The sequence below is a fragment of the Bacillus cereus group sp. BfR-BA-01331 genome, from assembly GCF_022663915.1.
GTDB lineage: Bacteria > Bacillota > Bacilli > Bacillales > Bacillaceae_G > Bacillus_A > Bacillus_A mycoides.
The window spans coordinates 138,200-152,334 of record NZ_JAKUGJ010000001.1; the positions used below are offsets into that span (position 1 = coordinate 138,200).

Consider the following 14,135-nt stretch of genomic DNA (forward strand, 5'->3'; position numbering starts at 1 on the left):
AGTGAAGTATGAATGGTACTCTTGAAAGAAGTTATTGCTGTCCATTAGAGCGGGATTAAAAGCGACTTTTCGTGCTGAAATAAGAAGGAGATGTTTATATATGTTGGATAAAGAGGCTTTGGTAGAATCATACCGCGGACAGTTACAAGTCGTTTTAGAAAGTAAAGTAGAAGAGTTTCAGTTGTTCGGTTACGACCGAGTGACAGATAATGATATTTGGAAGTTTCTCAAGGCGAAAAAGTGGAAAAAGATAGACAGTGATGTTAGGTTATATGAATTAGTAAATGATGTATTAAGAGTAAGTACTAATGAATATATGAATTATTTAACTGTTGAAGCATATCAAGCGCCACTTTGGTCGTTTGATGAATATGAAAATAAATAACCGACTGTAATTGGTTTGTTCTTCCTTTTGCAGTATAATGATAGGTATTGATAAAGAGGAATTAATTATGTCTAAGATTATATATAAAGGAGGTAGTGAAGAGGAAAAATAAATAATGAAAGTGTAGGTATTGTGAAAAGCTTACCGACACAGCTAGTGATGAACTAGCGAAAATACATGTATTTTATAGAAAGTAAGTCTACTAACTAGGCGTATGCACACGTAAAAAAATGAATCGTAGGAGATTTATTGAAAGTGTTAGTAGCAGAAAGAGGGTACATATGGCAAAGCGAGGTACAAGAATTGCCGCCTTTTTCCTCATCGTTTTATTAATTGGTGGAGTAATTGGTGCGGCAGGAAAAGACATAGCAAAAGGAATTAGTCTAGGACTAGACCTTCGCGGTGGTTTTGAAATTCTGTATGAAGTAAAACCAGCCAAAAAAGGTGATAAAATCGATCGTGATGCACTTGTAAGTACAGTAGGTGCTCTTGAAAATCGTGTCAATGTTCTTGGTGTAAGTGAGCCGAACATTCAAATCGAAGGGGAAGATCGAATTCGTGTACAGCTTGCTGGTGTACAAGATCAGCAAAAAGCACGTGAAATGTTATCAACACAAGCGAAACTAACATTCCGTGATGTAGATGATAACCTGCTTATGGACGGAGCGGATTTAAAAGGCGGCGGAGCGAAGCAAACATTTGATGAGCAAGGCCGTGCGAGCGTAGGTCTTACACTAAAAAGCGCTGAAAAATTCCGTGAAGTAACTGAAAAGATTTCAAAAATGCCACCACCAACGAATTTAATGGTAATTTGGCTTGATTTTGAAGAAGGAAAAGATTCATACAAAGCAGAAGCTGCAAAACCGAATCCGAAGTTTTTATCAGCAGCAACAGTAAGCCAAGTATTTAACCAAGCTGAAGTATCTATCGTAGGTGGAAACTTTACAGTTGAAAGTGCGAAAGAACTTTCATCTTTATTAAATGCAGGTGCACTTCCTGTTGATTTAAAAGAAATGTATTCAACATCTGTTGGAGCGAAATTTGGTCAACAAGCATTAGAGCAAACGATTTTCGCTAGTGCGATTGGTATTGCTATTATCTTCTTATTCATGCTTGTATTCTACCGTTTACCAGGACTTGTAGCGGTTATTATGTTAGGTTTATACATTTTCGTTACATTACTTGTCTTTAACTGGATGCATGCAGTTCTTACATTACCAGGTATTGCGGCATTAGTGCTCGGGGTTGGTATCGCAGTTGATGCGAATATCATTACGTACGAGAGATTGAAGGAAGAGCTTAAAATTGGTAAGTCGATGATGTCAGCATTCCGTGCTGGTAACCATCGTTCATTATCGACAATTTTAGATGCGAACATTACAACAATTGCAGCAGCTGGTGTATTATTCGCTTACGGTAATAGCTCTGTAAAAGGATTCGCAACAAGTTTAATCGTAAGTATTTTAGTTGGTTTCATTACGAACGTATTCGGTACTCGTTTCTTACTAGGTTTACTTGTAAAGAGCCGTTACTTTGATAAGAAACTATCTTACTTTGGTGTTAAGCAAAAGGATATTATTCCAATAACAAAAGGTGCAGTACATCCACCGACGAGATTTGATCGTATTAATTTCGTAAATATCGGTCATAAATTTTTCTTATTCTCAATTGTAGTTGTAATTGCTGGGGCAATTATATTACCGATTTTCAAAATGAATCTTGGTATTGACTTTGCAAGTGGTACACGTATCGACTTGCAATCAAAACAAGCAACTACTGTTTCTAATGTTCATAAAGATTTGAAAGAATTGAACATCGATGTGAAGGAAGAAGATATTGTACCGACCGGAGATGACAATAAAGGTTTTGCTGTTCGTACGTTAGGCGTTTTATCGAAAGATGAAATTGCGAAAACAAAAACATTCTTTAACGATAAATACGGTACAGAGCCAAACGTAAGTACAGTTTCGCCGACAATCGGTAAAGAGATTGCACGAAATGCATTCATCGCGGTTCTGATAGCTTCATTGGTTATCATCTTATACGTAAGTATTCGTTTCCGCTTCACATATGCATTATCTGCGGTAATCGCATTGTTACATGATGCGTTCGTTATGATTGTTGTGTTTAGTATTTTCCAATTGGAAGTAGACTTAACGTTTATTGCGGCAGTATTAACAATCATTGGTTATTCCATCAATGATTCGATTGTTACATTCGATAGAAACCGTGAGTTATACAAACAGAAAAAACGAGTTCGCGACATAAAAGACCTAGAAGAAATCGTAAACTCAAGTATTCGTCAAACAATTGGTCGTTCAATTAATACAGTGTTAACAGTGTTATTCCCAGTAATCGCACTACTTATTTTTGGTAGTGAATCACTGCGTAACTTCTCACTTGCATTATTAATTGGATTAGTTGTAGGTACGTACTCTTCTATTTTCGTTGCTTCTCAAATTTGGTTAATGCTTGAAAACCGCCGTTTGAAAAAGGGCAAAAACAAGAAGAAGGTTGAGAAAGAAGAACCTGAACCGCAAGTATAAAAAAGATGATGTCTCATTATGAGGCATCTCTTTTTTCGTTTGTGGATACAATAAGATAGCAACTTTTGAAAGAATGAAATGGAATAAAGTGGTGATGTTATCGCTGATTTTGTTAAAATAAAGTGAAACTTTAATAAGTGGGGGTTTTGTTCATCCCCACTTATTATTAGCCCTCACCAATCGGGCTTTTACGGGCAGTTGATCTCCCACCTAACTTCCTTGTATTTGCCGGATTTTGAGGTGGGGGCTTACTGCCCGCAAATAGCGGGATAAAAAGATAGGTTAAGAAAAGAAGGGATTTTAATTATGGAAAAAGATGAACGTTTTAAACAGGCCGAATTTGGTGCTATTGTCGGAATCGTTGGTAATATTATATTAGCGATTGTAAAAGCGGTAATTGGTTATATTGGAAACAGTAAGGCACTTTTAGCGGATGCAGTGCATTCTGGATCAGATGTAATTGGCTCGTTAGCCGTACTTTTTGGATTACGAGCAGCAAAGCAACCGCCTGATGAAGATCATCCGTATGGTCATGGTAAAGCGGAATCGATTTCAGCGATTATTGTTGCGGTATTATTATTTATTGTTGGAATAGAGATAGCGATTTCGTCTATAAAAGCTTTTTCACAAGATTTAGAACCACCAAAAGGAATTACGATTTTTGCAGTTATTCTTTCGATTGTAGTGAAAGAAGGGATGTTTCAGTATAAATATCGATTAGGGAAGAGGATAAATAGTGATGCAATTATTGCAAATGCATATGAGCACCGTTCGGATGTGTTTTCTTCAATTGCAGCTTTAATCGGCATTTGTGCAGCTATTATCGGTGGTAAGTTAGGTATAGATTGGCTTGTATATGCCGATCCAATTGCAGGATTATTTGTCTCAATTCTCGTTGCTAAGATGGCGTGGAGTATTGGAGCAGAAGCTATTCATGCAACGCTCGATCATGTTCTGCATGAAGAAGATGTTGTTCCGCTTAGGGAGGCAGTTTTTCAAGTGGAAGGTGTGAAGAAAATCGGCTCTTTATATGCAAGAGAACATGGCCACTATGTTATTGTTGATATTAAAGTATCTGTAGATCCATATATCACTGTAGAAGAAGGTCACCGCATCGGAAAACATGTAAAAGAAAAACTTATGAAACAAGATAACGTACAAAATGTATTTGTACATATTAATCCGTATTCTCCAAATTAAACATAACGGATATTTAATTATATAGATATCTAATCGTAGTTTGCATTATATTGTCACCCCTTAATCTGTCTTGTATAATGGATAGGTTAAGGGGTGATTTCGTGTTACAACCGAAGACGCGTTGGAAAGAAAAAGAATATAATGAGGAACTAGTGAGTGAATTAGCAAATAAATTGCAACTATCACCTCTTGTGACTTCATTATTTCTTGGCAGAGGCTTAAATACAGAAGATAAGATTGTAGACTTTTTAAATACAGCAGATCAAGAATTTCATGATCCATTTTTACTTGAAGGAATGGATCGGACTGTAGAACGTGTGAAAAAAGCTATTGAAAATGGAGAACAAATATTAATATTTGGCGATTACGATGCGGACGGAGTAAGTAGTACGACTGTGTTATATCTTGCTCTCAAAGAATTAGGTGCAGAAGTAGAGTTTTATATTCCAAATCGTTTTACTGAAGGCTATGGGCCAAATGAAGAAGCGTTTCGTTGGGCACACAGTGCAGGGTTCTCACTAATTATTACTGTCGATACTGGTATCGCAGCGGTACATGAAGCGAAGGTAGCGAAGGAACTTGGAATAGATCTTATTATTACAGATCATCATGAGCCACCACCAGAATTACCAGAGGCACTTGCGATTATTCATCCGAAATTAGAAGGCGGTGTTTATCCGTTTCATTATTTAGCGGGTGTTGGTGTTGCATTTAAAGTTGCACATGCACTTTTGGGGCGTGTACCAGAGCATTTATTGGAAATTGCAGTAATCGGTACGGTAGCCGATTTAGTATCGCTTCACGGTGAAAATAGATTATTAGTACAGCGTGGACTGAAGCATATGCGAATGACTCGAAATATCGGTTTAAAGGCGTTATTTAAAGTCGCTAACGTTTCGCAAAGCGAAATTACAGAAGAAAGCATCGGATTCTCACTCGCACCTCGTATTAATGCGGTTGGTCGTTTGGAAGATGCAACACCTGCTGTACACCTTTTATTATCAGAAGATCCAGAGGAAGCGAAAGAGCTAGCTGAAGAAATTGATGAGCTGAACAAACTTCGAAAAGATATTGTAAAGCAAATTACTGAAGAAGCTATCGCTGAAGTCGAAAATAATTTCCCGCCAGAAGAAAACAAAGTATTAGTCCTTGCAAAAGAAGGTTGGAATCCAGGGGTAATTGGAATTGTCGCTTCTAAGTTAGTTGAACGTTTTTATCGTCCGACGATTGTATTAAGCATTGATCCTCATAAAGAAACAGCAAAGGGATCGGCTCGTAGTATTGCAGGATTTGATTTGTTTGCAAACCTTTCAGATTGCCGTGAATTGTTACCGCATTTCGGAGGTCATCCGATGGCAGCGGGAATGACGCTTAATATGAATGATGTGGATGAATTAAGACGCAGGTTAAATGAGCAAGCAGATGTAATTTTAACAGCAGAAGATTTTATTCCGATTACAGCAGTGGATGCATTTTGTAAAGTAGAGGATGTAACGCTTGCCGCGATTGAGGATATGCAAAAGTTAGCGCCATTTGGCGTAGGAAATCCGAAACCGCGTATTGCGGTGAAAGATGCCGACTTAGAAAGTATCCGTGCAATTGGATCTGATGGTTCGCATTTAAAAATGGCTCTTCGTGATGGACAAGCAACACTGGACACGATTGGATTTGGATTTGGTACTTATGCGAAAGAAATCTCTCCAGTTGCGAAGGTTTCTGTAGTAGGAGAAGTGTCCATTAATGAATGGAATAACTTTAAAAAGCCGCAATTAATGGTGCAAGATATTGCTGTAGAGGCATGGCAATTATTTGACTGGCGTAGTATGCGTAATGTAGAAGCAAATTTAGCAGAACTTCCGAAAGAAAAAATAACAATGGTGTATTTTTCTGAAGAGGTATTGAATAAATTTTCTTTAGAAGGCTATAAAGAACAGCTCGTGCATGCATCAGAGGTAGCTCATTTTGATGATCAATACATTGTGCTACTTGATTTGCCGAAAGGAACAGATGAATTAGGTGATGTATTTAAGGCTGGATTCCCAGCTCGAATTTACACGCTATTTTATCAAGAGAATAATCATTTATTTAGTACGGTCCCAACGAGGGAACATTTTAAATGGTACTATTCTTTCTTAAGCCAAAAAACACCATTTTCTTTAAGGCAATATGGGGAACAACTGTGTCGTCATAAAGGTTGGTCAAAAGATACAGTAAATTTCATGACACAGGTGTTTTTTGAGTTAGAATTTGTTACAATAAAAGACGGTGTCATTTTTATGGCAGACAAAAAACAAAAGCGTGATTTAATTGAATCGAACACATATCGTGAGAAAATGAACCACTTACAATTAGAGAAAGAATTGGTTTATAGCACATATCAGCAACTATATACATGGTTTGAAACGATTCGTGATCATAAATAAGTAGAACAGTTAGGGTAAAGGATTTGTATTTACAAACCTTTTATATCTGAGGAGGATTCAGAAATATGGATTTCAAGCAACATATCGCAATTGTACCAGATTATCCGAAAGAAGGTATTGTGTTTAAAGACATTACACCTTTAATGAACGACGGAAAAGCATATAAAGCAGCAACAGATGCAATCGTTGAGTATGCAAATAAAAGAGACATTGATGTTGTAGTAGGACCAGAAGCGCGTGGTTTTATTATTGGTTGCCCAGTTTCTTATGCGTTAGAAGTAGGTTTCGCACCAGTTCGTAAATTAGGAAAATTACCACGTGAAGTAATTACAGTTGACTACGGTAAAGAATATGGAACGGATGTTTTAACAATCCATAAAGATGCAATTAAGCCAGGCCAACGTGTATTAATTACAGATGACTTATTAGCTACAGGTGGAACAATCGAAGCGACAATTAAACTAGTTGAAGAACTTGGTGGAGTTGTAGCAGGAATTGCATTTTTAGTAGAGCTTACTTACTTAGATGGTCGTAAAATGTTAGATGGTTACGATGTATTAGTATTAGAAAAATACTAATCATTATATAGGTGAAACTACGGTGATAAAAAAGTACCCGTGAATCTCTTGGAGAGGAGCGGGTACTTTTGTATAATTGCACAAAAAAACATGGTGAAATGTCAGTAAAATCTTTTCCTTTTCACAATTCACAATCATTGGGTTATAATGATAGAATATAATTTATTCTATTCAATAAAGATAAAGTCAATTTTCAATAAAAGGTGATTCGATGGCAAATGAGCAAGTACTAACAGCTGAACAGGTACTCGAGAAAGCAAGTCAATATTTAGCGGATGGAGATATTGAGCTAGTGGCACGTGCCTATGAATATGCGCGTGATGCACATAGCGAACAATATAGAAAATCGGGTGAACCATATATTATTCACCCAATTCAAGTTGCAGGTATTTTAGTTGATTTACACATGGATCCGGCTACAGTATCGGCAGGTTTCTTACATGATGTAGTGGAAGATACAGAAATTACATTAGAAGACATTGAACGGGAATTTAATAAAGAAATCGCTATGCTTGTCGATGGTGTTACAAAGCTTGGAAAGATTAAATATAAATCCCATGAGCAGCAACAAGCAGAAAACCATCGCAAAATGTTTATTGCAATGGCTCAAGATATTCGAGTTATTTTAATTAAACTAGCTGATCGTCTTCATAACATGCGTACATTGAAACATTTGCCTCAAGAGAAGCAGCGTCGCATTGCGAATGAAACGTTAGAAATCTTTGCACCTTTAGCACATAGACTCGGAATTAGTACTATTAAATGGGAGTTAGAGGATACGTCACTTCGCTATTTAAACCCGCAGCAATATTATCGTATTGTGAATTTAATGAAGCGTAAACGTGCAGAGCGTGAAGAATATTTAGATGAAGTAATGACTGGCATTCGCGAGAAATTAAAAGAGGTTTCAATTCAACCTGAGATTTCTGGAAGACCAAAACATATTTACAGTATTTATCGTAAAATGGCATTGCAAAATAAACAATTCAATGAAATTTACGATTTACTAGCTGTACGTGTCGTTGTGAATAGTATTAAAGATTGCTATGCGGTGCTTGGAATTATTCATACGTGCTGGAAACCAATGCCAGGTCGTTTTAAAGATTATATTGCAATGCCGAAAGCAAATTTATATCAATCTCTTCATACGACTGTAATTGGACCAAAAGGTGATCCGCTAGAAGTGCAAATTCGTACGAAAGAAATGCATGAGATTGCAGAATTCGGAATCGCGGCACATTGGGCGTATAAAGAAGGTAAAGCAGCAGAAACAACGGGTACATTAGAGAAGAAACTAACTTGGTTCCGTCAAATATTAGAATGGCAAAATGAAGCTTCTAATGCAGAAGAATTTATGGAGTCATTAAAAATTGATTTATTCTCTGACATGGTATTCGTCTTTACACCAAAAGGCGATGTAATGGAATTACCACTTGGATCTGTTCCAATTGATTTTTCGTATCGTGTCCATTCGGAAATTGGAAACAAGACAATTGGTGCAAAAGTAAATGGGAAAATGGTGACGCTTGATTATAAGTTGAAAACTGGTGACATCATTGAAATTTTAACATCGAAACATTCGTATGGTCCAAGTCAAGATTGGGTAAAGCTTGCTCAAACATCTCATGCGAAAAATAAAATACGTCAATTCTTTAAGAAACAACGTAGAGATGAAAATATTGAAAAAGGCCGTGAACTTGTTGAAAAAGAAGTGCGTGGCTTAGAGTATGAGATGAAAGAAGTATTAGCGCTTGATAATTTAAAACGTGTCGCTGAGAAGTTTAACTTTGCAAATGAAGAAGATATGTTTGCAGCAGTTGGATATAACGGAATTACAGCAGCGCAAATTGTTACGCGACTAACGGACAAGTTCCGTAAACAACGTGAAGAAGAAGACATCGTTGAAGTTAAAGAAGTTCGTAAACCGATGAAAATTCGAAAATGGGATTCTGGTGTAAAGGTAAGTGGTGCAGATAATTTGTTAATTCGTTTATCAAAATGCTGTAACCCAGTTCCAGGTGATGATATCGTTGGGTATATTACGAAAGGTCGAGGCGTATCAATTCACCGTTGCGATTGCGTCAATGTGCATACAGAAGAAGCGGTGGAGCGTTTACTAGAAGTAGATTGGGAAGGTAGTCCTGAAAAAGAAATTGAGTACAATGTTGATATTGAAATTTCAGGCTATGATCGTCGTGGTTTATTGAATGAAGTATTACAAGCTGTTACAGAAACGAAGACGTATATCTCAGCTGTTTCTGGTAGAAGTGATCGTAATAAGATGGCAACGATTAACATGTCGATTTCTATTCGAAACTTACAACACTTGAAAAAAGTAGTAGAGCGCATTAAACGTGTTCCAGAAATTTATGCCGTACGACGCATGATGCATTAATAGGGAGTGTAGAAAAGATGAGAGTTGTTTTACAACGATCAAAGGAAGCGTCTGTCACAGTAGATGGCGAGATTGTAGGACAAATTCCATTCGGTTTAACATTACTAGTTGGCATTACGCATGAAGATACAGAAAAAGATGCAACTTATATCGCAGAAAAAATTGCAAACCTACGTATTTTTGAAGATGAGAGCGGAAAGATGAACCACTCTGTACTTGATATGAAGGGACAAGTTCTATCTATTTCGCAATTTACATTATACGGAGATTGCCGCAAGGGAAGACGTCCAAACTTTATGGATGCTGCGAAACCTGATTATGCAGAACATTTATATGATTTCTTTAATGAAGAAGTTCGTAAACAAGGACTGCATGTGGAGACAGGACAGTTCGGAGCAATGATGGACGTTTCTTTAATCAATGATGGTCCGGTGACCTTAATTGTGGATAGTAAATAGTGTTGCTTAAGAAGAGGGGATTATATAATCCTCTCTTTTTTATACATTGTTGTATGTTTTGTTTATTTATCCCGCTATTTGTGGGAGTAAGACTCTCATCTCAAAATTCGGCGACTGCGAGGGAGTTAGATTGGGAGTCGGACGAATAATCAGTGGAGATGGACAAAACCCACTGATTAAAGTTTCACTTTAATTGGAATCAATAGCTGTTTTCAGTTATGTATAACTCTTTCATCAATATGGAACAATAACAAGTAAAACATCCATATTGAATGTGAGGGATATACGTATGCGTATGAATGAAAAAGGGCATTCTGTTACAAATGGTGCAAATCAACTGTTTAACGTGAATTTTCATGATTTTATTTCAAAAGAGCAAAACAATACTTCAATGGAGCTTGCTTCAGAGTTCGGAATTTCACTGCAAGATGTAAAGCGCCTAAAGAAGCAAATTGAGCGCTCTTAGAGCACTTGACAATCCTACTCAACAAACGTATAGTAATTTTATATTTACATATGAATATAGCCGTTGATAGAGGAGAGTAAATGAGATACACATGGAAAGAGAAGAAATGTCCTAGGCTGAAAACATTTCTACATGATGACTGATTGAATGACACTCTGTAGGTTTCAACTTGAAAGGCTTATACGCTTAGTAGAGATGAACGCAAATTTAAGCGTTATTAAAAAAGTGGAAGCATACGTGCTTCAATTAGGGTGGCACCACGGGTATAATACTCTCGTCCCTACTGTTCAAACAGTAGAGGCGGGAGTTTTTTTATTTTTATTAAGATTAAAACAATTTGAGGAGGAACTGAATATGTCTATTCAAATCCCACGCGGAACGCAAGATATTCTTCCAGGTAGTGTTGAGTTATGGCAGTATATCGAAGGGCAAGCGCGCGACATTTGCCGTCGTTACAATTATAAAGAAATTCGTACACCAATTTTTGAGCACACAGAGCTATTTTTACGTGGTGTTGGTGATACGACAGATATCGTACAAAAAGAAATGTATTCATTCCAAGACCGTGGAGAGCGTAGTTTAACATTACGTCCAGAAGGTACTGCACCTGTTGTACGTTCTTACGTTGAGAACAAAATGTTCGGTGATGCAACACAACCAACAAAATTATACTATATCGGCCAAATGTTCCGTTATGAAAGACCACAAGCAGGTCGCTATCGTCAATTCGTACAATTCGGTATTGAAGCAATTGGTAGTAACGATCCAGCAATTGATGCAGAAGTAATTGCACTTGCCGTAGAGTTTTACCGTGGTATGGGCTTAAAAAATATTAAAGTTGTATTAAATAGCTTAGGTGATGCAGCGAGTCGTCAAGCACACCGTGATGCGTTAATTGCTCACTTTGAGCCGCGCATCGGAGAATTCTGTTCTGATTGCCAATCTCGCTTAGAAAAAAACCCTCTTCGTATTTTAGACTGTAAGAAGGACTGTAATCATGAATTAATGAGCACGGCACCATCTATTACAGAATACTTAAACGAAGATTCAGCAGTATACTACGACAAAGTACAAGAACTACTAACGATGATGGATGTTCCATTTGAGAAAGATCCGAATTTAGTACGTGGTTTAGACTACTACCAACACACTGTTTTTGAAATTATGAGTGAGGCAGAAGGTTTCGGTGCTATCACAACATTAAGTGGCGGTGGCCGTTATAACGGACTTGTACAAGAAATCGGTGGACCGGAAATGCCAGGTATCGGTTTTGCGATGAGTATTGAGCGTTTAATTATGGCGCTGAAGGCTGAAAATATTGAGTTACCAATTGAACATAGTATTGATTGTTACGTTGTAGCACTTGGTGAAAAAGCGAAAGACCGTGCTGCAAAAGTTGCGTTCGATCTTCGTAAAGCTGGATTATCAGTTGAAAAAGATTATTTAGATCGCAAAATGAAAGCACAATTTAAATCTGCAGATCGTTTAAATGCGAAATACGTAGCTGTATTAGGGGAAGATGAGCTAGATAAAGGCATCATTAACTTAAAAGATATGGCAACAGGCGGACAAGAAGAAGTAGCGTTAGATGTATTTGCTTCATATGTAGCAGAGAAATTAATATAGGGGGAACTTAAAGTGGCTGAAAGAACACATGCATGCGGGAAAGTAACAGTAGAAGCGGTTGGACAAACAGTTCAATTAAAAGGTTGGGTACAAAAACGCCGTGATTTAGGTGGATTAATCTTTATCGACTTACGTGACCGTACAGGTATCGTACAAGTTGTATTTAATCCAGAAACATCAAAAGAAGCGTTAGAAGTAGCAGAAACAATTCGTAGCGAATACGTATTACACGTAGAAGGTACAGTTGTTGAGCGTGGTGAAGGCGCAATTAATGATAATATGGCAACTGGTCGTATTGAAGTACAAGCATCGAAAGTAAATGTATTAAACGCAGCGAAAACAACGCCAATCATTATTGCTGATGATACAGATGCATCAGAAGATGTGCGTTTAAAATATCGTTACTTAGACTTACGTCGTCCTGCAATGTTTAACACATTCAAAATGCGTCATGACGTAACGAAAACAATTCGTAACTTCTTAGATACAGAAGAGTTCTTAGAAGTTGAAACACCAATTTTAACGAAGAGCACGCCAGAAGGAGCTCGCGACTATTTAGTACCAAGTCGTGTGCATGATGGTGAATTTTATGCATTACCTCAATCTCCGCAGCTATTTAAACAGCTTCTTATGGTCGGTGGATTTGAACGTTACTATCAAGTAGCACGTTGTTTCCGTGACGAAGATTTACGTGCGGACCGTCAACCGGAATTCACGCAAATTGATATCGAGGCATCATTCTTAACACAAGATGAAATTTTAGAAATGATGGAGCGTATGATGACGAAAGTCATGAAGGATGCAAAAGGTGTAGAAGTTAGTGCACCATTCCCTCGTATGAAATATGCTGATGCAATGGCTCGCTTTGGTTCTGATAAGCCGGATACACGCTTTGAAATGGAACTAAAAGACCTATCTGAATTTGCAGTAGGTTGTGGATTTAAAGTATTTACAAGTGCTGTAGAAAACGGCGGACAAGTAAAAGCGATTAACGCAAAAGGTGCAGCGAGCAAATACTCTCGTAAAGACATCGATGCATTAACTGAATTCGCCAAAGTATACGGTGCAAAAGGTCTAGCTTGGCTTAAAGTTGAAGAAGACGGCTTAAAAGGACCGATTGCGAAATTCTTCGGTGAAGAAGATGCAAACGTGTTAATGAGTACATTAGAAGCGGATGCTGGTGACTTATTACTATTCGTAGCAGATAAGAAAAGCGTTGTTGCAGATAGCTTAGGTGCACTTCGTTTACGTTTAGGTAAAGAGCTTGAGTTAATTGACGAAAGTAAATTTAACTTCCTATGGGTAACAGATTGGCCACTTCTTGAGTACGATGAAGATGCAGATCGTTACTTCGCAGCTCACCACCCATTCACAATGCCATTCCGTGAAGACGTTGAGTTATTAGAAACAGCACCAGAAAAAGCACGTGCACAAGCATATGACCTTGTATTAAACGGTTATGAGCTTGGTGGTGGATCACTTCGTATTTACGAGCGTGACGTACAAGAAAAAATGTTCAAAGCACTTGGATTCTCACAAGAAGAAGCACAAGAACAATTCGGATTCTTATTAGAAGCATTCGAATACGGTACACCACCACACGGCGGAATCGCATTAGGTTTAGACCGTCTTGTTATGTTACTTGCAGGTCGTACGAACCTTCGTGATACAATTGCATTCCCGAAAACAGCAAGCGCAAGCTGCTTATTAACAGAAGCGCCAAGCCCAGTTGCAGAAGCACAGCTTGAAGAGCTAAGCTTAAAATTGAGCTTGAAAGAAGAGAAGTAAGAATAGAGTCTAGGTGGTTATACTATAGCCGTCTAGGCTTTTTTTGAGGGGGATTTTAAAAAGTCCGGTTCAGATAACTGTCGCATCTCATCGTTACGTATGCTAGTCCGGTGCTCGAGTAGTACTCCTACACTGCGCTCCTCCTAGCATACGTGCCTCAATCTGCTCGGTTCTCTGAATCCTCCTTTTTAAACGTATACGTAAGAAAAAAGTCCGGTTTTACATTATGTTTTCCTTGTTTGAAATATGTATTTTTAGGAATTCTATAAC

Annotated in this window: 10 protein-coding genes and 1 other annotated feature; all 10 genes read left to right on the forward strand. The window is 37.7% G+C overall.

What is annotated here, in order from left to right; genetic code table 11:
* Positions 1-100: 100 nt before the first annotated feature.
* Positions 101-385: a post-transcriptional regulator gene (locus tag MR155_RS00655; protein ID WP_002015311.1), complete on the forward strand. Its 285-nt coding sequence runs from the start codon at positions 101-103 to the stop codon at positions 383-385.
* A gap of 281 nt (positions 386-666) precedes the next feature.
* On the forward strand, positions 667-2,931 hold the full coding sequence (secDF, locus tag MR155_RS00660; protein ID WP_219303578.1) for a protein translocase subunit SecDF: 2,265 nt from the start codon (positions 667-669) through the stop codon (positions 2,929-2,931).
* 306 nt (positions 2,932-3,237) lie between these two features.
* Positions 3,238-4,131, forward strand: coding sequence for a cation diffusion facilitator family transporter (locus MR155_RS00670; RefSeq protein WP_002015308.1), 894 nt, complete (start codon positions 3,238-3,240; stop codon positions 4,129-4,131).
* Between the two features lie 101 nt (positions 4,132-4,232).
* Positions 4,233-6,554 (forward strand): single-stranded-DNA-specific exonuclease RecJ, encoded by a 2,322-nt coding sequence (recJ, locus tag MR155_RS00675; RefSeq protein ID WP_002138444.1) that lies wholly within the window; start codon positions 4,233-4,235, stop codon positions 6,552-6,554.
* Between the two features lie 65 nt (positions 6,555-6,619).
* Entirely contained in the window at positions 6,620-7,132 is a 513-nt protein-coding gene (locus MR155_RS00680; RefSeq protein ID WP_002015305.1) for an adenine phosphoribosyltransferase, read from the forward strand.
* A gap of 211 nt (positions 7,133-7,343) precedes the next feature.
* Positions 7,344-9,527, forward strand: a complete 2,184-nt coding sequence (relA, locus tag MR155_RS00685; RefSeq protein WP_002015304.1) for a GTP diphosphokinase — start codon at positions 7,344-7,346, stop codon at positions 9,525-9,527.
* Positions 9,528-9,544: 17 nt separating this feature from the next.
* On the forward strand, positions 9,545-9,985 hold the full coding sequence (locus MR155_RS00690; protein ID WP_016092357.1) for a D-tyrosyl-tRNA(Tyr) deacylase: 441 nt from the start codon (positions 9,545-9,547) through the stop codon (positions 9,983-9,985).
* Between the two features lie 289 nt (positions 9,986-10,274).
* A complete protein-coding gene (locus MR155_RS00695; RefSeq protein WP_001242605.1) occupies positions 10,275-10,451 on the forward strand; it encodes a hypothetical protein in 177 nt (58 codons plus the stop codon).
* A gap of 54 nt (positions 10,452-10,505) precedes the next feature.
* Positions 10,506-10,736, forward strand: a binding site (T-box leader).
* A 69-nt stretch (positions 10,737-10,805) separates the two neighbouring features.
* Positions 10,806-12,077 carry a histidine--tRNA ligase gene (gene hisS, locus MR155_RS00700; RefSeq protein WP_242307604.1) on the forward strand — a complete coding sequence of 424 codons (1,272 nt, stop codon included), beginning with the start codon at positions 10,806-10,808 and terminating at the stop codon, positions 12,075-12,077.
* Between the two features lie 12 nt (positions 12,078-12,089).
* The gene (aspS, locus tag MR155_RS00705; protein WP_002067242.1) at positions 12,090-13,865 is read left to right on the forward strand and encodes an aspartate--tRNA ligase; all 1,776 of its coding nucleotides are present in this window, start codon (positions 12,090-12,092) and stop codon (positions 13,863-13,865) included.
* Positions 13,866-14,135: the final 270 nt, after the last annotated feature.